Below are 22,063 nucleotides of genomic sequence, written 5' to 3'. Positions count from 1 at the left end.
ATCATGAAAAGAGTGATCTTACCACCAAGAAGTAATTGGCAGAAACAACATAATGATATTGGATTTGACTATTACAATTTGCCGTCTAGAGATGGTTCAATGTATTGGTCAGAAGGGGTTGCCTACGAATTTACATTTAAACAAATTGAACAACTTGAAGATGCCTCAAATCAACTGCATCAAATGTGCTTAAGTATTGTTGAAGATCTAATACAACGAGGGAATTACCCAAATTATTTTGAATTACCTCAATCCGCAATTCCCCTGATTGAAGAAACATGGAAATCCAAATCACCTATGCTTTATGGGAGATTTGATTTTGCTTATGATGGCCATACTATAAAAATGTTGGAATATAATGCCGACACTCCTACAGGTCTACTTGAAGCATCAGTCGCACAATGGCATTGGTTAGAGCAAGTAGAAACAATTAAAAATCGTGATCAATTTAATAGCATTCATGAAGCATTGATTGCTCGTTGGAAATTATTATACCAGCCTCAGACCACAGTACATTTTTCTGCTTGTCAAAGCGCAGGGCGTGAAGACTGGGGGAATTTAGAGTATTTAATGGATACTGCATTCCAAGCAGGCTTAAATGTAAGTGAATTATCCATGCAAAATATTGGTTGGGATGGTTTAAATTTTGTCGACTTAAATGATGAAACCATTCAGCATATATTTAAACTTTATCCATGGGAGTGGATTTGGCAAGAACAATTTTCACAGTATATACAACCGCATATACAGTGGATTGAACCGTGCTGGAAAATGTTACTATCAAATAAAGCCATTTTAATTGAATTGTGGAAACGTTTTCCAAATCATCCACTTCTGCTAGAGTCTCATGCCTATGATTCGACAGAGAATTACTCTGGAAAATGGGTTCGTAAGCCTATTTTAGCGCGTGAAGGTGCAAATATTCATATATTGCAAAATAGTAAAGACTGTGGGGAGGCATCAGGAAGTTTTTATTTTAAAGATTATGATCAGCATGGTTATGTGGTACAGCGTTGGGCTGATACGCCGTTGTACGAGGGTAGATTACCTACTTTAGGGTTATGGATGGTTGGCGATGAATGCGCTGGTATGTCTTTACGTGAAGATGTATTTGACATTATTGGCAATGATGCCCATTTTGCAGCGCATTATTTTATTGAATAATAGCGAAGTCTGGTTGAAGTATTTTTAGAGTTGATGCTGAGCCACTTGCTTCATATAAAAGACTAGCCGTGTAAAAAATAAGATTTGAAGGAAGATCGTAAACGCTGAAATAGACCATTCAAACCAGTCATCAAAAGCAGTTCCTGCCAAATTGAGTATAGAGTATAAACCAAACAGAATTAAGCCAAAAATAATACCGGCTATTGTTGTTTGCATTAAAATAGGGAATGATAATGCTGTTATTCTGCCAAGAAAATGATTTCCTGTGTCACCACCATTGGCTTTATACGCACTTTGAATCCCTATATAGAGGATAATTAGCGTTGAAATACTCTCGAAACCAACCACTTTTAAATCTAAATAAGGTGAATACATGCCGTAGTAGTATACTAAAGTGATGAGTAATGCGGTCATTAAATAGTAGTTCTTATAATGCTTTTTTTCTAAAGTGTTATCTGACAATGCTTTTGCTAAAGCTTTCGTATTCCAAAAATACATGACTTTAAACTCTTAAGTTTTTATTAAGTTTATACTTTACAGTGACATAAGATAAAGGGGAAGTATGAAATTTAGACTATTAGACATAACTTTATTGTTAGATTATATCTTCTGAATCTTGTTTATGAGGTATGCATGACTTAAATGGTTGGCTCTTTTATGGCAAAGCTGATACAAAGATGCATAAATTTCGGATCAATATCATTAAATAATTCTTTCTATATTTCTAAGCGCTAGATTTTATCTCATTGTTTTAAATGATATTAAACTGTCTTAGGCCGATATATTGCTTAATATTTCAACTAATAATTCATGGAGTTAATTTATTGGAGTTAAACTTCCCTTTAAGACTTTGGTTCATATATCCATGATCTGTATCATTTATTACTTTTACGCCTTTAACTAATTTTTTAACCTATAGCTCAAATTTTCTAAAAATCATCAACTGTATAAAATGGGGTAGTAATATCACTGGAGCTGTTAGTCATGTATAGCCACTCCCATTGGGGTTCTGAATTCTCCATTTTTAACTCTAATTCATTGAATAGAATTTAGGTTAAAATAGAATAATTATGTTGAGAAATTTAATGATTTAGATCTCGAATGTTATAGCCCTTTCATTTATTACCATTCGTTTTGAATAATATTACTATAGCGATATGAGCATGATCATTTATGTATAAATCAGAACAACTTGCATTAAGCTTAAAATATTTAATTGAAACGAAAACATGGAAACCTCATGAAAAATTACCCTCTTTAAGGCAACAAGTCGAAATTTCAGGATTTAGTTTAATTACGGTAATGAATGCTTATCAAAAATTAGAAGCGCAAGGGTTGGTGTATTCTAAAGAGAAATTAGGTTACTTCATTGCCGAAAACCCTGTGCAAACAGCCCTTGCTAAAAGAGTCATGATCAATGACAAAATAGAGATCAACTCACTAGTATTTCGATATTTAAAGTCAATTCAATCCGAGAACATTGTACCATTCGGTAGTGCATTCCCGAATAGCCGATTGCTGTACTCTCCAAAGCTTATGCAAACCGTGGCACAACAAGCAAAATATCCTATTGGCTATGAGCAAATGCCGAGTTTACCCCCTGGAAATTACAATCTTCGAAAAATGATCGCACAACGTTACTGTATGCAAGGTATTCCAACAGTTCCATCTGATATTGTTATTACCTCCGGTGGTCTAGATGCTCTAAACCTATGTTTGAGGGCTATGACTAAAGCAGGTGATTATATTTTGCTACAAGAAACTATATTTTATGGCGCATGGCAGGCTGTGGAAAATCTTGGATTAAAAGTCATCAGTATTCCAGAGCATCTAGAACATGGATTAGACTTAGACGCTTTTGAAAAAGCAATTACTAGCTATCCAATTAAAGTCTGTTTGCTCATGCTCAATAGCCATAATCCGATTGGATTTACCGTAAGTGATGAAATTAAATCTAAACTTGCACAATTACTTTATCAACATGATGTGTATTTGATAGAAGATGATGTTTATGAAGAGCTTTACTATGGCCATAAAAAGCCACAATCTATGAAATATTATGATCAGCATAAGATGGTGTTGCATTGTTCTTCTTTTTCAAAAATATTAGGTGCAAGTTTTCGTATTGGTTGGGTTTATGCGGGAAAATTTTCAGAGCATATTCAACATTTACAGTTAATGAGTACAATTTCTGTCAACGCATTTATTCAAAATTCATTGGTAGATTATTTATCCCATCGTCATTATGAAAAACACTTAAAAGGGTTGCGTATCAAATTAAAAAACATTAAAGAGCAATATTACAACTATTTAACCACACGCTTGCCTAACTGCACTGTGCATTATTATCCATCTGGCTATTTTCTTTGGGTGACATTACCTCAAGAAGTTGACAGTAAACATATTTATGAAAAAATGATTCAGAAGAATATTGGAATAGCGCCAAGTATTCTTTTTTATCACAAAGATAAAAAGCAAAATCATATCCGTATAAATTGTTCTTTTGAAATGGAAGATAATATTATTCAGGCAATAGACCTATTAATTAAACAAATATCAGAAGCATCTGAGTATTGATCTTTATACAAAAATGATGGTTTCAATATTCTTTTTGCATTAATTACTCATTTAATTGACTTTTTATGTCTAAGATTAATTTTATTTTTAGTAAAGGATTTTACAATTCAACCGACTAGAGTTTAAATTGATTTGAAAATACTATTATCTTTTTTATAACTAAGACCGAAATAGTAAACCATTGAGTAGACATTACTGTAACGGGACTGTCTTTATCAAAAGCTTTAAATCATTATGAAGTTTTGATATTCATACTAAAATATAAACTGTTAATAATACCGTCCCTTATTTTTAATTTTAAAAGAGTCGAGTCGGATGATTAAAACCATTGAAATGCTAAATATACTGTAGTTGCTCAATTACGTTATTTTATACAGCATATAAAGCAAATGCATTATTTTAGACATTAAAAAAGGGTTTACAAGTCATTGAAATTGCTTGTAAACCCTTGTTTTATATTGGTAGGCATATCCAGATTTGAACTGGAGACCTCTACGATGTCAACGTAGCGCTCTAACCAACTGAGCTATACGCCTAAGTGGGAAGAATAATAGCTATAGTTAAAAAAAAATACAAGAATATTTTAGACTGGCTTAGATTAAGTGTTTGTTTTATCGCCTAAAGATAAGTAGTTATTACATGGTAGTCCTGGTTTAGTTTAAAAATAGAACTGAACTTTGAAAGAGTTAGGCTGCTAAAGTGATGTTAAAAATATTCTCTTTTTTATAGTTGACAGTTTTTTCTAACAGAGATAAAAGGATGAATTAAAAACAGCTTCTACTGATGAAGCCAGTGCTGTCGAGTTTACGTAAATCACATGATCAAGGAGAAAAATAGTTGATTAGTGATCTACATAGAGAGTTACTACTGTTAAATACAAGTTCAGAAAAGATAAATAAAATGGTATTTAATCTAACGGTGAGGTTTTTGATATTGTAAATATAAAAAGTCAGTTCTTACTCTAAACAGCTCAGTGAAATTTAAAGTTTTGTATAGATTGTATAGATACAGCAAGAAATTAAACATTAAGGTCAATATATGCACTTCCAAATAATTTTATGATCGAATGCAGTGTAATGCTTATTTTTTTGTTACACTCAAAACATAATGGTTTTTAGCATTTGTTGACGATGAAAAAAGATATATTGTTTAATGGTATGCGCTCAATTGTTCGTGTTAGCGAAACTGCCTTTATTGCAGCACGTGCAGGGGTAAAATATGGGTTAAAAAAACCAACACCTGCAAAACTTATGCGAGAAACATTTGAAGACCTCGGTGCAACGTATATTAAGCTAGGTCAATTTATTGCAAGTACCCCTTCGCTATTTCCAAGAGAATTTGTTGAGGAGTTTCAAGGTTGCTTAGATCAAACGCCTAAACTACCATTTAGTTATATTGAAAACGTGTTAAAACAAGAGTTTCCTCATCGTCCAATTGAAGATATTTTTTCATATATTGAAGAAATTCCATTGGCATCTGCATCAATTGCACAAGTTCATGCAGCCCGATTGGTAACAGGCGAAGATGTTGTTATTAAAGTACAGAGACCTCATGTTGAAAATACTTTATATACCGACTTGAATGTATTGCATTGGTCGGCAAAGTTACTTGAAAAATTTGTACCTAAAGTAAAGTTTGCGTCAATTGCCGATATTGTTGAAGAAATTAAGACACGTATGGTCAGAGAGGTCGACTTTATTGAGGAAGCAAATAATCTCAATGATTTTATTGCATATTTACAAGGCAGCCATATTCAAGATGTAATTGCACCAAAAGTATATTTACAACACTCGACACGCCGTGTGCTGACCATGCAAAGACTATATGGCGTGTCCCTTACTGACTTTAATATGGTAAAAAAGTACAGTAAAGATCCATCACAAGTTTTAATTACAACCATGAATACCTGGTTCGGTAGTTTAACGGCATGTAAAAGTTTCCATGCCGATTTACATGCAGGCAATGTCATGTTACTTGAAGATGGTCGTATTGCTTTTATTGATTTTGGTATTGTAGGACAGCTTCCACCAAAAGTTTGGTCTGCATCACTTGCATTTATGGATGCATTGCAGCATACCAATTACATGTCTATGGCTGAAAATATGTTGCAGATGGGCATGACCAAGCAGAAAGTGGATACTACGTTACTTGCGCAAGATATTGAGCGTTTATTTGCAGGAATAATGCTCGCAGACCCACAAGAAATTTTATCAACAAGCCCTGCAGATTTAAATCATATGATGCTAGATATTGTTGCAGTGGGCGAGCGACATGGTATTCGTTTTCCAAGAGATTTTGCATTGCTATTTAAACAAATTCTTTACTTTGATCGCTTTATGAAAACGCTTGCACCATATACAGATATCTATGCTGACCAACGTTTAAATATGCTACATCATTCATAAAATGATGCGAAACATTAAAAATAGAGAAGATTTGTGGATATTATTTTAGTAGAAGATTTAAAGATCAAGACGGTGATTGGTTGTTTTACATGGGAGCGTGAAATTGAGCAACCACTCTCATTAGATCTGATCGTGAGTTATGATTTATCTATTGCGAGTCAGTCCGATGATTTAGACGATACCATTAGCTATGCTGAAGTTTGTGACTTAAGTCGTGAAGTGATCCAAAAAGCACAGCCCAAACTGATTGAACATGCAGCCTACTTAGTAATGAAAAAGTTGTTTGAACATTTTGAAGGTATAGAAAAGATTCAAATCACGATTCGTAAACCCGCAATCATTCCTGAAGCGCAAGCTGTTGGAATTCGTCTTGAGCGATATCGCCATGATTTTTGCGCTCGCATTAGCCAGTAATTCCAATGCGTGTAAGCATTTAAATTGGGCGCTACAGCAATTACAAAATCAAGGAATGCTTCTCGCCGTATCTTCTGCGTATGAAATGAAATGTAGAGATGATGTGGGTGCAGATTATTTAAATGCAGCATGCTTATTCGAGTCAAAAGCACTCGAATTGTCCTCGCTTCAAGTATTGATTCGAGACTTAGAGCTAATGACAGGGCGCATTCGGCCATCGCATCAAATTACACTAGATATTGATCTAATTGCTTGGAAAACCCAAGACATTCAGCCTTGGCAGTACAATACTAAAAAAATGCCTTTTGCATTAGATGTAAAAATACCATTGTATGATATTTTGCCTATAGCTACATTTCATGTTAGCCATAACCACAACTACATACAGTTAAAGTATGATTTTGGTGGCTATCAACAGTAAAGTGAGCGTATCTTCAAAAGGTGCGCTCACTCATTTATTTTAAATATAATAACTGGTTTTGGTCATGAGTTTTGAAATAGCATTCATGGTTATTTGCACAGGTTTAGGTAAATCTACACCACCTGCGTCGAGTGCTGTATCGCGGTGTTTTAATTCATCTTCGTTCATTTGTACTAAAATTTTACGAGATCTTTCGTCTTGTTCAGGTAATTGTTCAATATGATCTTCTAAATGTAGGCTCACTTGGCGCTCGGTTTCTGCGACAAAGCCCAAACTATATTTATCTCCAGCAACGCCAGCAATTGCACCCATAGCAAAAGAAAGCCCATACCACACAGGGTTAAGCAAACTTGGTAAACTATCAAGCTCTTTTAAACGATCTTCACACCATGCCAAATGGTCTTGTTCTTCAATCGCTGCATGCTCCATTTCACGGCGCACATTGGGTAGCTTAGCCGTAAGTGCTTGTCCATGATATAGCGCTTGAGCACAGACTTCACCACTGTGATTGACTCGCATAAGTCCAGCAACATGGCGGGCTTCACGAATTGATAATGAAGACTCAACACCCTGAGCAGGGTTACTTCTTTGCGCTGTTGTTGCTCCAGGGACTAGGCTACGAACAGCTTGATCTAGTGATTGAATACAACGGTCAATGGTTGAATAATGACGCATAAGTTAATCCTCTACAGTCGTAGGTTTTTGATGAAGTAAAGGCTGTATTCTACGAACGAGCCAAAAACAAAAGCATGCACTAAAAATAGCAGTAATACAAAATAAAATCGTCATGTCTATTTTGAGCACACTTAAAACAACTATTGAAAATAGTGCTGAAGCTACCATAAAAATGGCATTAAAAATATTATTTGCAGCAACCACACGCGCACGATGTGAGCGAGGAGAGTAGGCTTGCATAAGTGCATACAAAGGCACAATATAAAAACCGCCACTGATACCTAATAAAATAATTGCTAGCATGACATGGTAATACATTTGCCCATGTGTAAATACATCAGCTAGACCTAAAATAGTGGGTGACTTGGGTGTTAATGACAATACAATAGATAAATAAAAGGCAAAAATAGTCAAACCAATTGCACCAATAGGTACCATCTTAAAGTTTACTTCAGAGCCCGCAATTTTTTTACATAACAAAGAACCTACACCAATACCGAGTGAAAATAGAGTGAGAAGTAAGCTCACTACATTTTCAGAGGCATTTAAATATTGGTGTGTAAGTTCTGGAATTTGCGTGAGATACGATGCACCGTAAAACCAATACCAAGAATTACCTAGCAGAATGACATAAATAATTGGAATACTTTTTGCATAGCGAATCGTTTGTAAACTGGTACGTAAAAAATGCCAGTCGATTTGAATGTTGGTATCGTTTACAGGTTGTGTCGCAATAAAACGACTAGCTAAATAGCCTAAGCATGCAATGATAACCACCGCAATACATACCCAAATCAGGGAACCACCAGACAACGAAATGATTGCACCACCTAAAATCATACCAAATAGAATCGCAAGAGATGTCCCCGTTTGAAAAAGGGCATTACCTGACATTAATTCATTCGGTTTTAAAATTTCAGGTAAAATGGCATATTTGATCGGGCCAAAAAATGTAGAATGTACACCCATTAAAAACAGAGCAAATAACAATAAACTGACATGACCGAGTAAAAAACCAAATGAACCAATCAACATAATAATAATTTCGAGTATTTTAATTGATCGAATCAGCTTAGCTCTTTCAAATTTATCTGCAATTTGACCTGCAGTCGCAGAGAAAATAAAGTAAGGTAAAATAAATAACAGTGCAGCTAAATTGTTTAAAAAACTAATGTTATTACCACTATGCTGTACTAACCCATAAGTAATGACTAATAATAATGACTGTTTATAGACATTATCATTCAGTGCCCCAAAAAATTGGGTTAAAAACATGGGTAAAAATCGTTTTGAGGTAATTAAAGATGATTTTTCTTCCATAACGATGGGTGCTCAAAAAAGTCACATAATGATTGATAACGGATTATCTCACGAACAAAATCATGTATGATATAAAAAAACATTGATCTGTTTAAACCTTTGTTATGCCGTATTTACAAAGACAGATATCATTTTGACAATAAAAACGGGTTGTTGTGCGCTATGCTTTTAAAAACACATTTTAAAAAATTGCGACTTGTTCAGCATGTTCAGTCCATATTAAAAATAGATGACAAGCCACATTTAATATGTATTGCTTTGTTGACCAGTTGTACAGTGAGTCAGGCTTTTGCACAAGACACCGCGCCAAAGCTTCAACAGTCTAATACACAAACCCTAGCATCAACAACAATACAACAAGATTTGGGTAGTACTTTAAATAGCACAGATAGCCTGCAGTTATTACAACAGCAACAGCAAAACCCCACACTCACAGATTTTAAACCAGTAAATCTTGGTGAGTTAGAGCAACTGCCTGAAATTGCTGTTGACCCAAGTATGGCACAGCAGATTTTAAATGAAGCAGCACAAGCAAAACAACAAGCAGAAACGAATAGACAGCAAGGTATGGTTGTTAATAGCCAAATGTCTGCACAAACGATGCAGACATTAACTGAAACAACGATGCCACCTGTACAAGTAAATCAAATTATTAACAATATTCAAACAGCACATGATCAAGACCTGACTCAAGCGCGAGCCAATGATGCAAACTCACAAGCAAAAAAAGGCGCAATTTTTAACGATACAACGTTTGAAATAGAACAACCCACTGTACCTGAAAAAAATATTTTTAAACGCTGGTTTAATCGTTTGAAACCAAATCAAAATACAGACAGTTTTGTGATTCCAAAAATTACTGCTGAAGTACAGGGTGCGCCACTTATATTAGAAACTAATATTAAAAATAAGCTTTCTACATTTACGCAAGAAGCATTTGAAGATGAAAGCTCAGCATTGCCGCAACTAAGAGCACAAGTACAACAAGCGGCTCAAGCAGTGGGTTATTACAATGCAAAATTTAAATTTGAGCGACTGAGCAATAAAAAAGTTAAAGTTATTGTTGAGCCAAATCAGCCGGTGTTGGTTGATTCTCAAAATATTGAATTTTTGGGCGCAGGTAAAAACCTTGCACAATTTCAAATTATACGTTTATTACCTGATTTAGAAGTGGGAGATATTCTAAATCAAGGGAAATATGAAAAGACCAAGTTACGTATTACAGATGTTGCGTCAGATAATGGTTATTTCGATGCATATTGGCGATTACATGACCTGAAAGTTCAGCTACCAGAAAATAAAGCAGATATAAACTTAAAATATGACACAGGAGAGCGTTATAAATTAGGCAATGTCGAGTTTAGAATGAGTGACTCAAAGAAACCTTTTCCTTTGAGAATGAGTGTTTTAAAGAGCATGGTACCGTGGCAAAGTGGTGATGATTATGCATTTTGGCGTGTGAATACATTGGCCAATAATTTAACCAATAGTCGCTATTTCAATTGGAGTTTGGTTGAAACAGTTAAACCAGATCCTATTTCAAAGCCTCAAGAGTTACCACCAGATATACAAGCTTTAGTCAATGAACAAAAAATCACGCAGACACAGGCTCAAAGTGGTTTACAAGATACAAGTACAGAAAAAACAGTTGAAAATAAAGCAGTGTCTGCAAATGAGCCTGTTAAAAAACAAACAATAGCGGATGAAAAGCAATTTGCGGGCGCACAAGATCGTACCAATCAAAATACACAAGCAGATGTAGAACAAGTTGAGGATATTAATCAACAAAAAGAACAGGTGAGAAAAACCAAACAAGTGCCTGTAATTGTGACATTAAATGCCGATAAGTTAAATAGTGCAGAGGTCGGTATTGGTTATGGCACAGATACTGGTATTCGTTTACGTACACAATATCGCCGTGCGATTGTTAATAGTTATGGACACTCTTTTGATGCCAATATGGAGTTGTCGCAGATTCGCCAAGCGGTAGACACGCATTATACTATTCCATACAAACACCCAATTAATGATTATTTTAATCTGGTGAGTGGTTACGAACGTGAAGAGTTTACTGGGGTTGGTCCCGGTATGAGTTTGACCACAGAAACAGCCATTGCAGGTGCAGAGCGTGTGATACGTAATCCATTTGGCGGTTGGCAACAAACGTTTGGCTTTCGTTATCGTTTAGATAAAATTCACCAAATTGGTGATGTCGATGAAGCCGATGTACCGAGTGCATTTTTACGTCCGGGTTCAAATCCACAACAACAAGCATTACTCTTTGGTTATCAAATCTCACGTACAGACAGTAATGATCCACTAAATCCTGTAAAGGGATTTAAGCAGAGCTATAAATTACAATTGGGATCAAAATCTGTCATTTCTGATGCCAATATGGCAATTTTAAGTGCGGATTGGGCTGGAATTTATTCGCTTGGTAAAAACTATAATCATCAGTTTGTTGCAAGTGCCCAAATGGCTTACATTTTTACCGATGACTTTGATCATGTTCCATATAACCTTAGATTTTTTGCAGGCGGAGATCAAAGTTTAAGAGGTTTTGATTATAAAAGTTTATCTCCCGAAGAAGGAGGTTATAAAATTGGTGGACAAGCTTTAGCGGTTGGTTCATTAGAATACAACTATCAATTTAAAGAAGGCTGGCGAGCGGCTGCATTTACCGACGTTGGTAATGCATATAACAAAGATTTTAGTAATCCAATTGCTTACAGTGTTGGGGTGGGCATACGTTGGCGCTCACCTATTGGTCCGATTCGTCTAGATATTGCATCTGGAATTTCTGACCCAGGCCATCCAATTCGATTACACTTCTTTATTGGCTCACAACTTTGATTTTGGGGTAATTTGCTCAATGACAATGCTTGAAAAAAATAACACAGAACAACAAAACCTTCCGCCAAAGCGTAGTTGGTTAAAACGTATACTTTGGTCGGTGCTGGGTACATTCATTGTCTTATTTGTAGCATTGGCTGTGATGTTTTCTACCAATCGAGGTAGTGAGTTTTTACTAGATCGAGTATTGAAAAACCAAAGTATGATGAGCTATGAATACGATGGTGGTAGTTTCTTATCGGGATTGATGTTGAAAAACTTAGACATTAATTTGCCAGACTTAGAAGTAAAAATGAAGCATGCGAATGTTGTGATTGGTTGGCGTGCTATTTTAAATAAAGAAGTTCATTTTTATAAGGCAAATATACAACAACTACAAATTATTAATAAAAAACCACCAACAAATACGCCGTTTGATTTTACTGTCATTAATATGCCAGTCACGTTGCGTTTAGACCATGCCAGTATAGATAAACTCGAATTAAGAACCACAACGTCTAGCACAGAAATTAAAGATATTCAGTTGAATAATACCTTGTGGCAAGGTACACAACTGAGTTTTAAAAATACATCATTAAATATATTAGACCAAGTTTTTGTAAAACAGGCCACTGGCCAAATGGACTTTCAGCACAAATATCCATTACAAGCCAAAGCTAGAGTCGATTTGCCTTCATTACATGCCATTAATATCAAAGATATTTTTGTTGATGTTCGAGGCACGTTAGATGCTTTGGCAACAGGTTTTGCAGTCAATACACCCGACTTACTTACAGGTCGAATGTTAATACATCCTGTAAGAGATAATGTTCCAATGCAAGGCCAGATTAATTTTAATCAATATCACTGGCCTATTGCGACAGACCAAAAACTGTATACGCATGCGGGTATAGCCAGATTACAAGGCTCGGCATCTGAAATGAATGTTGACTTGAGTACAGATCTTAAAGGTGTAGATGTTCCTGAAGGAAGATATCAGAGTAAGCTGAATGTAGATTATGTGCATCAGTTAAATATTAAGCAATTTACTGGTCAATTGATGGGAGGAAGCCTTGATTTAAGTGGTGTTTTAAATTGGGACAAAGCACTTGCATGGAATATTCAAGGACAGCTTCAAGGGTTGAAAGCCACTGAAAAATCCATTCCACAGCAAATACAAGCCTATTTGCCACCAACAATGAATGGTAAGCTTGGTGCAACAGGTTCATTAGATCAAGGCTTACATCTGAAAGCATTTGTTGATTTAGACAAGTACGAAAAGGTTCATTTACAACTTGATCAAGCATCACAACAAGACCCTAAAAAATCTCCACCATTAAATGTACTGGTGGGTTGGACGAACATGAATCGTAGTTTCCCATCAGTGGGTTGGTTAAATAGCCCTCAAGGTGAAGCGAAAATCATTCTCGCCAGTGAGCAAACAGACTTATCTGCCTCTGCAAATATTGTTAAACATGAGCAATCTGTATTGCCTGAAGGTGTCTATCAAACCAAAGCGGTGATGAAAGGTGATCACATTAATGTGAGTGAGTTGAAATTGGTTACACCGCAAGGTGGTCTAACAGGTCAGGCACAATTAGATTTACCTACAAAAAAACAGCAATTAAAGTGGACAGCACAGCTTCTTGCAAAAAACTTTAATCCTCAAGCAGTTTCTCTAAGCGCTCCACTCGACCTACTGAATGGTGAAATACGTGCTAATGGGTATGCTAAAAATAATGATCAATTTATTCAACTAGATCACATCGATTTAAAAGGGCAGTTGGCTCAGCAAAAAGAAACAGTGCATTTAACAGGGAAAAGCACTACAGCAGTGTTAATGAATGATGAAAAACATGGCGGTGGCTTAAAAGGCTATGGTGTAGTCTACGATGGTAAATTGACTTCAAGCCAATATCAAACTGCCGATGGTGTATTAAGTTTTAAAATTTCAGGAACACCAAGCAGTGTGGAAATTAATCGCTTTCAACACGATGGTGCGGCAGGAAAAATATTAGCAAATGGTAAGGTTAACCTAGCAACAGGCGCGGCTTGGGATTTAAATGCATCACTGATTCGATTTAAGCCGCAATATTTTGTCTCAAATGTTCGTGGAGAGGTTTCAGGCGTTGTCAATACCACGGGTATATGGTCAGACAAATCACAGCGAATTAATATTAATGACTTAAACTTAGCAGGAACAATTAATAATCAAATATTACGAGGCAAAGGAAAACTTAGCCTCGTAATGAACACAAATACTAAAAATAAAACATTAATTCCAGAGCAATTTGAAGCCAATAATTTCTTTTTAGCCTATGCAGGGAATCAAGCACAGATCACAGGTAATGCACAAAAGCTCCAGCTTAAGCTGAATGCACCTTATTTAAATCGAGTGTATGCAGGGCTTCGAGGCCGTGCTTATGGCATTATTAATGTACAAACACAGCCAACCATTCAAGCGATTGCAAACTTAAATATTGATGGTTTAGGTTTCGGTGATCAGCTAAATATTGAAAAAATACGTTTGCGTGGAGAGTTACCAACTTCAGAAACAACCCCTACAAAATTACAAGCAGAAATTGATCATTTAAATTATGGCCAACGTCAAATTCAGTACGGTGCTGTGACCATTTCAGGTACACCGAAAGCGCATGTGGTGAGTGTGCAGGGATGGAATAAGTACTCTAAATTATATGTGCAGTTGAGTGGTGGTTTTAATCAAGAGCATGACTGGTTGGGTCAAATTCAAAAAGGGAATTTTGACTCACTGAGAGCTTCACTTAAACAACAACAAAATGCCAATGTTGTTTATAGAGCAGCAACGCAACGTTTATATATTAGTGAGCATTGTTGGGCTAGTAATCAAAGCCAATTATGTTTTGATCAACCGATACAAGCCAGTCCAAAACAAGGAAATATATCCTTTATTGCCAATCGCTTAAATTTAAGTGATTTTGCGGCATTTATGCCAGATGGTTTGGCGATGACAGGTGAATTAAATGGCTATGCAAAAGCCAGTTGGGAACAAGGAAAAGCACCTCATTTAGATGCGAAAGTGACTGCACAAAATGGTCGTATAGGTATGGCTTCAGAAGACCCTGACGATGGTGCAACAACCACAAGCTATCAGCAACTTAGTATATTTGCACGGAGTGTTGCTGAAGGATTACAGATTAGACTTGATGTAAAAACTCAAAATATTGGTAACGGTTATGCCAGTGTGACGATTGATCCGTATAAAGACCAGTTGCCTATGCAAGGTGAAGCCGCATTCTCACAAGTGGATTTACAGTTTTTAAAACCATTTATACCCGATGCACGCCGTATTGGTGGAACACTAGATTTTGCAGCTAAAATTAATGGGACAGTTAATCAACCGCTCATTACAGGCGATCTTCGTTTGAAAGATGGCCTAATTAGCATGATTTCTACGCCTGTAAATTTAAATAATATTCAAATGTATTCGGCAATTCGTCAAGATCAAGCCACTATTATGGGTATATTTAATAGTGGCCCTGGCCTTGGAAAGATTGATGGTCAAGTCTCTTGGCGTAATGAGCCACATATACAATTGAAGCTACAAGGTGAAAACTTACTCGTTAAACAAGCACCGTTAATGACTGCATTGGTGAATACCGTGATGAATGTTGATGTATATCCAAATCAACGTAGTGTTGCGGTAAAAGGTAATATTGAGGTGCCACGTGCAATTATTAATATGCCAGAAACCAGTCCAGATGTGATTAATGTATCGCCTGACGCACGTATTGTTCGTGGTGGTGAAGACCTTATTGCTGTATTGAAAGCAGCTAAACCTTGGAATGTGCAAGCTGATATTGACTTTTCTTTAGGAGATCGTGTGATTTTCCAAGGATTTAACAGTCGTATTCCACTTACAGGTCGGTTGTACTTATCGCAACGTGGCTTAGAAACAGCCATGAGTGCCAACGGTGCCATTGGTGTGAGTCAAAAGGTTAAAATTGAATCTTATGGACAAACTTTGGACTTAAACCGTGCTATTGCGCGATTTAATGGACCGCTTGCCAATCCAACTTTAGATATAGATACCACGAAAAAAATATCAAATACTACGCTAGGTGTGCGTATTACAGGGACGGCCTCTACACCGAATATTCAAATTTATAATGATGGTGGGTTATCTGAACAAGAAGCACTCAATGCGTTGCTGACAGGAAGAATTAATCAAGGTGGCAGTAGCTTAAGCCAAACGGAAGGTTTTAAATCTGATGTCAATAACACCCTTGCAGCTGCAGGTATTAGTTTAGGTTTGGGCGGTACACGTGCTTTTACCAATCAACTTGGCCATGCTTTTGGTTTAAGTGGCTTGGCTTTAGATGCGCAAGGGACAGGTGATGATACACAAGTAAGCGTAACAGGGTATATTACCCCAGATTTATACTTAAGGTACGGCGTAGGTGTATTTACAGCAGTCAATAAATTAACCTTAAGATATCAAATGAACAAACGCTTATATTTAGAGGCCAGTGAGTCTGTTGAACGTGCAGTGGATGTATTTTATAACTGGCGTTTTTAATATGAAATTTGTTTAATTTATTCTAAGTAATTGAATTTAAATATTAATATTTACGATATTGAGTGTTGAATTTTATTGATGTAGACGATTTGTAGACTGTTGGGTGTTTTATATATAAAATAAAGCATCTAACTATCTACAAAAAGTTCCTAATGAAACTAAATAAGTCGAATGTTGATTCAATTGTGCTTACTGAAAAAGGTCAGACGATTTATCGAGACTCTGACTTAATTGGTTTTGCTGTTAGAGCCACAACTAAAAGTAAAGTGTATATTGTTGAGAGACGAAGTTTAGGTAAGCTTTATAGAGTAACGCTGGGTCGTACTAATGAAATAACTTTTGCTGAAGCTAAAAAGAAAGCACAAACTGTACTTGCTGAAATATCAAATGGCATGTACCAGAAGAAAAAAGAAGAAAATGAAAACAATCCTACGTTGCAACAAGCTTTTGACTTGTATCTTAAGCATCGAAAGCTAAAAGCTCTTTCAATTAATACATATAATCATTGTATTGGTACATTTCTTAGCGAATGGCTAGATAAGCCTATTTTTGAAATTACAAAAAAACAGGTTTTTGATAAGTTCTTAAAGCTCTCAGAATATAGTGAATCACAGGCAAATTTGGTGCTTAAGGTATTTGGATCAATATGGCGATTTGCCCAAATACATTATTCAAGTGATGAAGATCCGATACTCAAACATAACCCAGTAGATGTAATACCAGCTAAAAGAGGTTGGAATAAAGTCAAACCGCGCACCAGGCACTTAGACGAAGCATCGATCCATACATACTACAATGCTGTTTTAAATTACTACACTGAACGATCTCTCTACGATGATGAATCTAAGAACGCAGTAAGAGACCTAGTACTTTTCATTATGTATACAGGTTGTCGAAGAAACGAAGCACAAACATTGAAGTGGGAAAATATAGATATTGAAAAGGGTCTTTTTGTTTTTAAAGATCCTAAAAATGGAGATGACCATACACTACCTATGGGTGACCATTTGTTTGAGATAATGAAAACTAGGTATGAAAATAAAGTAAGTGAGTATGTATTTCCTGCGACATTCTCAGCTAAAAATAATACTCATGTTTCTGGTGCAGGTGGCCTTTTAGAAAAGATTGGAGCAGATACGGGTATATATATTTCATTGCATGACTTAAGACGAACATTTGCGACAATTTGTAATAACCTTGATTATGGTCAATACACCATTAAAAGGTTACTCAACCACAGATCGGGTGCTAGAAGTGATGTAACAGGTAGTTATGTACAAGTTTCTGTTAAAAAATTACGGCTTGCAATGAATGATATTGAAGCCGTTTATCAGGGTAGATTGAATTGCTTTGATTAACTTGCAAGCTGTGCTGTGTTCATAACAGTCCGTGATTCTTGATACTCCAAAACATCTTGCTTCTTGTAAGCTACTGTTCTGCCAATTTTGGTATAGGGCATTCCACCACCGACACAGCGAAGTCTTTGTAGGGTGTTGGTTGAACACTGTAAATACACGGCAACAGATTCTTGTGGAAAAAGTTGCTCAGTTGGCGCATGGAGAAATTGATTTAACAATTTCTGCTTCTCAAAATCCGACATCATTGATAATTGTTTTTTCATAATCTCACCCTATGCCATTAAATGACTTTCAAATTCTTTAAATAGTGCTCTAGCAACTTTATTTAGCTTCTTGTCGTAACTAATAATCACGTTGCGAGGGAAGCGTTTATTAATGACTTCGCAATAAAATATAGTGCTACCATCAGCTTTTTGTACGCCACGATAACCAATGTGGCAGAGCCAAAAAACAAAGCCATTGAGTTGAATTTCAGTAATCATTCGTCAATCCTCAAAATGGCAAATTATCATCTAGGTCAGTAGGTACTTGTTGCTGTTGACCTACTGGTTTTGAATAGCGTGGTTGTTGATTGCTTTGGCCGTAACTTTGCTTAGATTGAGTGCCATAGCCCTGACTAGGGTTGCCATAGTTATTGTTCTGCTGATTATCTTGACGCTGACTATCCAAAATCTGCATGCTGTCGCCACGTATTTCAGTCGTATATTGAGTCTGGCCGTTCTGATCCGTCCACTGGCGAGTACGTAGTGAACCTTCGATATACACCTTTGAGCCTTTACGCAAATACTGCTGTGCCACTTCACCAAGGCGATTGTTTAAAACGATACGATGCCATTCAGTATTCTCTTTACGTTCACCAGTGTTTTTATCTACCCAATATTCACTGGTTGCAATTGAAAACTGAGTGATAGAGCCACCATTTGGAAAGCTTTTAGTTTCAGGATCTTTACCCAACGTACCCACAAGAATTACTTTATTTACGCCACGCATTATTTTTCCTCTTAATATGTAGCAAGCGATATAATAGTACGTATCTACTTGCATGAGCTCTTTAAAATAGAGGCTATATTTCTGTTCAACACTTTTATTGAGTAACCTCACCTGTAGATTTCTTATTCAAAATCTCATTTTTAACGGCGTTAAATTGCGCTTTAGGAATAGCAATCAAACTATCAATGCCCATATCTTCACAGAAGGTTTGAACATCTATATTTTGTTCAGCGAGTAGGTCTTGGATTTCATCACGTTGTTCATTTGAAATTGACATGAACTCAGGTGGGTTCATCCATTTGTTGTATTCTTTGTTATAAGAGCATTTGAGCTTATTTTTAGCGGTACTTACTAAGTACGTACGCATGTTTTGGTAGTACATGTGGCCTTCTTTACTTAAAACTTCTAGTGAGGCTGTTAAGTCGTTAATATCACCAGCATGTTGTGCTTCATCACAGCTTTGTTGCCAGTTTTGCCAATCTGCAAAGGCTTTTTGAGCAGCGATTTGCTCAAGGGTTAGTGTATTAATATGGTCTTTAGCTTGTTGAATAAGATCAGCCAAAAAGGTAGGAGACGTTTTTAAATCAGGTATCCAAACTTCACCTGTATTTCCACCCAATGCACCGCTATTTTTACCATGGTGCGTATCTGATGGATTAAAGCTAAGTAGGCGAGCACTGTTACCATCATTGGTTTTAACAGTAGTTAGATAGCCCATAACATCTGCCATACGATATAGCTCATTACGATTCTTACCGCCTAGATCTGGTCTGTAAATGACTTGATCACCGTTAGTATCTTCTGAGGCATGTGCAATAAAAACAATGTCTTTACCAAATGAAATCAGATTCGCAATAAACTGCTTAAATATATTATTTGCTAGGCCTTGGGCTTTTAGTTTTAATGCACCGTCTTTTTGACAGTTCTGTGGGTTGGCCTGTAAGTAAGATTTAATAGTTTCAAGCATTGCCCCAACGGTATCGATAATCACTGTGTTAAAAGGGGCTAGGTCCTGAGCCGTAAGCGTAGATACGTCTGTCCACTTTTGTACTTGCACGACAGCACCACGGCGTAATTCACCAGCACGATGTACACCTTTATCGAAGTCAAAAGAAATGGCATTACTGCAGTAAAGCCAATAGATGTTTTACCTAGACCAGGATCTGCATAAATATAAGTAATGATTGAGCTAACTTGTACAGCTTGGTCGGAAGTGATGATATTTAAAGCCATGATTAGTTAACTCCTTTGTGTTGTTCTTTATTATTTTCTTGCTCTTGAGCATTTAGTTCAGCAAGTTGTGCACGAGCATTTGCAACAGCTAATTCGTGGTTTACCTGCTCACGGTCCGCTTGTACCAATAAGAGGTAAAAGAACGCCGTGGCAATGATAAGGGAGCAAAGGGCAGTGGCTGCTTTACCCATAGATGGCTTGAATGTAGTGATTTGACTTTTTGGATTTACTTGTTTCATAATGACCTCGTTGTTTGAAAAGCCCATTTGGATGTAGGAGTCGGAGTGGGCTTTTTGTTGTCTTGATGATTTATATTAACTTTAGTTAGCATTGTGGTCAAGGGTGAAGTTGGTTTAAGTTAGTAAAAAGTTAATAATTTTGTTTTTTAATTTATAATACCTAAAAGAAAGCCCCGCAAAGTGCAGGGCTAAAATAGAAACATGGTTCATGCAATGATGTAATTTGGTTTGCTACTTAAAAAGTGTTATGAAATACTAAATCTTATCAAATCTGAGTATAAGAATATGGATGATATAACGGTTTTTATTCTAATTGCTGTTGCTATCTGCATATGCGTTACTTGCTATATTACAAAAATGCACCTCAAAAGAATAAAGGAAGTAGAAGAACTCAGGGAAAGGTTGTTTAAAGCCGAGATTGAGAACGCTCAATTAGAAGAGGCTTTAGAGTACGTAAAAAAGAAAGCCCCACATGAGTAGGGCTTAATAAAATAAATATTTTTATTTCTAATACCCTATATTTCTATGATGCTCAACAATTACACCAATAATTGAAATTTCTATTTGAGTTGAATTGTATGTTGGATAGTCAGGATTTAATGGAACTAATTCAACAATATCAACTCCATGCTCATTAACACCTAAAAGCCTATACTTCTTAAATGTATTCATAGCAGTACCATGCTGAATCTCCTGTGCCACTACTAAAGATCCAGGCTTAGGAGACAAACTAGCATCAACAACAATTTCATCGCCTGGCTTAAATTCAGGTAGCATGCTTTCACCATCTATAGTTAAAGAGAATACAGACTTATCGTTGCCCCCCTTATAACTCGTATAAGATTCACCTTTAGGATTTAGCCCATCATAACAAGTTTCATGAAATGTGCCTGCCTGAACAAAATCTAATAAAGGTATAATTCGTAATGTTCTACCTGATGGTTGAACATTACCCCAACCATTCTTGGATTCTATATTTTTGGTAGATGTATTATCCCTTCCAGTTAAGAGCCATTCTTCCGAAACATTTAATAGATTGGCGATAGCTTTCAAGCTATCAGTCTTAGGAATGTTTTCACCTCGAACCCATTTAGTAACAGCAACGCTAGACTTTCCTGTCGCTCTAGAAATATCTGCTTGTTTTAAATTCTTCTCAGCAAGTTTTTGCTGTATGCGTTCGTGTAACAACATTTCGATAATCCCTAAAAACACTAACTTATGTTAATACAAAGTATTGAAACTTAGGTTAGTTTATGTTAACTTTTATTAATGATTTTTAGTAACTTAGGTTAGCTTAATGAACGTTAATGACTTAAAGAGTTTTTACAACTGTAAGACTTACAGAGAAATGTCAAAAATTCTAAACATTTCAGATGTTGCCATCTGGAAGTGGAATAAAAATGGAATCCCTTTAAAGAGACAAGCTTTATTCCAAATCCAAACAAACGGTGCTTTAAAAGCAGATCTAAAACAAAACGTGGCTTAAACCAATTATCCCCAATCGACCTACACAAATAAACGTGAAAAATATCAAAGGTTCACATGCAAATAAACGACATTGATTTAAGCAGAGAAGCCAAAACAGCTTTATACAAAATGGTGCACCAAACTCCTGGTATAGATCCTAAAGACATTGCCATGGTGACGAATGACTCACACAAAACCATATTGAATTATGCAAATCCAAATATGGAAAGCCATTTACCAAGCCTTAAGAAGTTTGAAGCAATCCAAATGTTTACGCAAAACCCAGCAATGTTAAAAGCATGGGCTCATAAATTAGGTTTCATGCTTGTACCAGTACCAAATATTGATACACAGCTCTCTGAAAAGAAATCACATCAAGTCAGTGTTGTAGAGCAGTTGTTACCTGTGAA

General features: G+C 36.2%; 18 protein-coding genes, 1 tRNA gene and 1 pseudogene. 10 read left to right on the top strand and 10 right to left on the bottom strand.

The annotated features are described in order from the left end of the window. The first annotated feature begins 3 nt into the window (after positions 1 to 3). Complete coding sequence (locus BLS38_RS09055) at positions 4 to 1,164, top strand: glutathionylspermidine synthase family protein (protein ID WP_092748810.1); 1,161 nt, start codon at positions 4 to 6, stop codon at positions 1,162 to 1,164. Between the two features lie 24 nt (positions 1,165 to 1,188). Here the strand turns inward: BLS38_RS09055 and BLS38_RS09050 are convergent, their stop codons facing one another. Next, complete coding sequence (locus BLS38_RS09050) at positions 1,189 to 1,662, bottom strand: hypothetical protein (RefSeq protein ID WP_092748808.1); 474 nt, start codon at positions 1,660 to 1,662, stop codon at positions 1,189 to 1,191. Positions 1,663 to 2,337: 675 nt separating this feature from the next. Here BLS38_RS09050 and BLS38_RS09045 point away from each other — a divergent pair. Further along, positions 2,338 to 3,741, top strand: a complete 1,404-nt coding sequence (locus tag BLS38_RS09045) for an aminotransferase-like domain-containing protein (RefSeq protein WP_092748806.1) — start codon at positions 2,338 to 2,340, stop codon at positions 3,739 to 3,741. Between the two features lie 459 nt (positions 3,742 to 4,200). On the opposite strand, the gene BLS38_RS09040 is transcribed toward BLS38_RS09045, so the two are convergent. Next, a tRNA-Val gene (locus tag BLS38_RS09040) sits at positions 4,201 to 4,277 on the bottom strand. A 594-nt stretch (positions 4,278 to 4,871) separates the two neighbouring features. Here BLS38_RS09040 and BLS38_RS09035 point away from each other — a divergent pair. From BLS38_RS09035 to BLS38_RS09025, 3 genes are read left to right on the top strand one after another with little or no spacing between them, the layout of a single operon-like run. Next, on the top strand, positions 4,872 to 6,146 hold the full coding sequence (locus BLS38_RS09035; RefSeq protein ID WP_092748804.1) for an ABC1 kinase family protein: 1,275 nt from the start codon (positions 4,872 to 4,874) through the stop codon (positions 6,144 to 6,146). A 33-nt stretch (positions 6,147 to 6,179) separates the two neighbouring features. Beyond that, positions 6,180 to 6,560 (top strand): dihydroneopterin aldolase, encoded by a 381-nt coding sequence (gene folB, locus BLS38_RS09030; RefSeq protein ID WP_092748802.1) that lies wholly within the window; start codon positions 6,180 to 6,182, stop codon positions 6,558 to 6,560. Then, on the top strand, positions 6,517 to 6,981 hold the full coding sequence (locus BLS38_RS09025) for a 2-amino-4-hydroxy-6-hydroxymethyldihydropteridine diphosphokinase (protein WP_244518257.1): 465 nt from the start codon (positions 6,517 to 6,519) through the stop codon (positions 6,979 to 6,981). The genes folB and BLS38_RS09025 overlap by 44 nt, the downstream gene beginning before the upstream one ends. Positions 6,982 to 7,020: 39 nt before the next feature. Here the strand turns inward: BLS38_RS09025 and coq7 are convergent, their stop codons facing one another. Together coq7 and BLS38_RS09015 are read right to left on the bottom strand one after the other, a co-directional pair. Beyond that, positions 7,021 to 7,656, bottom strand: coding sequence for a 2-polyprenyl-3-methyl-6-methoxy-1,4-benzoquinone monooxygenase (gene coq7 / locus BLS38_RS09020; RefSeq protein ID WP_092748798.1), 636 nt, complete (start codon positions 7,654 to 7,656; stop codon positions 7,021 to 7,023). Between the two features lie 3 nt (positions 7,657 to 7,659). After that, positions 7,660 to 8,976, bottom strand: a complete 1,317-nt coding sequence (locus tag BLS38_RS09015) for an MFS transporter (protein ID WP_092748796.1) — start codon at positions 8,974 to 8,976, stop codon at positions 7,660 to 7,662. A 162-nt stretch (positions 8,977 to 9,138) separates the two neighbouring features. On the opposite strand from BLS38_RS09015, the gene BLS38_RS09010 reads away from it, so the two are divergent. From BLS38_RS09010 to BLS38_RS09000, 3 genes are all read left to right on the top strand, one after another. After that, entirely contained in the window at positions 9,139 to 11,829 is a 2,691-nt protein-coding gene (locus BLS38_RS09010) for an autotransporter assembly complex protein TamA (protein WP_092748794.1), read from the top strand. 25 nt (positions 11,830 to 11,854) lie between these two features. Further along, positions 11,855 to 16,366: a translocation/assembly module TamB domain-containing protein gene (locus BLS38_RS09005; RefSeq protein ID WP_092749081.1), complete on the top strand. Its 4,512-nt coding sequence runs from the start codon at positions 11,855 to 11,857 to the stop codon at positions 16,364 to 16,366. Positions 16,367 to 16,518: 152 nt separating this feature from the next. Continuing rightward, positions 16,519 to 17,724 carry a tyrosine-type recombinase/integrase gene (locus BLS38_RS09000; RefSeq protein WP_092748792.1) on the top strand — a complete coding sequence of 402 codons (1,206 nt, stop codon included), beginning with the start codon at positions 16,519 to 16,521 and terminating at the stop codon, positions 17,722 to 17,724. Here the strand turns inward: BLS38_RS09000 and BLS38_RS08995 are convergent. The 6 genes and pseudogenes from BLS38_RS08995 to BLS38_RS08965 form a co-directional block, all read right to left on the bottom strand. Then, positions 17,721 to 17,942: a helix-turn-helix domain-containing protein gene (locus BLS38_RS08995; protein WP_244518255.1), complete on the bottom strand. Its 222-nt coding sequence runs from the start codon at positions 17,940 to 17,942 to the stop codon at positions 17,721 to 17,723. The genes BLS38_RS09000 and BLS38_RS08995 overlap by 4 nt on opposite strands. A gap of 54 nt (positions 17,943 to 17,996) precedes the next feature. Next, positions 17,997 to 18,206, bottom strand: a complete 210-nt coding sequence (locus BLS38_RS08990) for a hypothetical protein (protein WP_092748788.1) — start codon at positions 18,204 to 18,206, stop codon at positions 17,997 to 17,999. 10 nt (positions 18,207 to 18,216) lie between these two features. Further along, a complete protein-coding gene (gene ssb / locus BLS38_RS08985; protein ID WP_092748786.1) occupies positions 18,217 to 18,714 on the bottom strand; it encodes a single-stranded DNA-binding protein in 498 nt (165 codons plus the stop codon). Positions 18,715 to 18,808: 94 nt separating this feature from the next. After that, positions 18,809 to 19,947, bottom strand: a pseudogene (locus BLS38_RS08980) (ATP-binding protein). A gap of 2 nt (positions 19,948 to 19,949) precedes the next feature. Beyond that, the gene (locus BLS38_RS08975) at positions 19,950 to 20,186 is read right to left on the bottom strand and encodes a hypothetical protein (RefSeq protein ID WP_092748784.1); all 237 of its coding nucleotides are present in this window, start codon (positions 20,184 to 20,186) and stop codon (positions 19,950 to 19,952) included. Positions 20,187 to 20,693: 507 nt separating this feature from the next. Then, on the bottom strand, positions 20,694 to 21,377 hold the full coding sequence (locus BLS38_RS08965; protein WP_092748780.1) for a LexA family protein: 684 nt from the start codon (positions 21,375 to 21,377) through the stop codon (positions 20,694 to 20,696). 106 nt (positions 21,378 to 21,483) lie between these two features. Between BLS38_RS08965 and BLS38_RS08960 the strand changes: the two genes are divergently transcribed. After that, positions 21,484 to 21,672 (top strand): Cro/CI family transcriptional regulator, encoded by a 189-nt coding sequence (locus tag BLS38_RS08960; RefSeq protein WP_092748778.1) that lies wholly within the window; start codon positions 21,484 to 21,486, stop codon positions 21,670 to 21,672. Positions 21,673 to 21,734: 62 nt separating this feature from the next. Then, on the top strand, positions 21,735 to 22,063 hold a 329-nt coding region (locus BLS38_RS08955; RefSeq protein ID WP_425283479.1), incomplete at its 3' end, for a phage regulatory CII family protein.

This window comes from Acinetobacter boissieri, from assembly GCF_900096955.1.
GTDB lineage: Bacteria > Pseudomonadota > Gammaproteobacteria > Pseudomonadales > Moraxellaceae > Acinetobacter > Acinetobacter boissieri.
The sequence above is the reverse complement of the archived record's forward strand: the minus strand, read 5'-3'. Positions and strand labels throughout refer to the sequence as shown.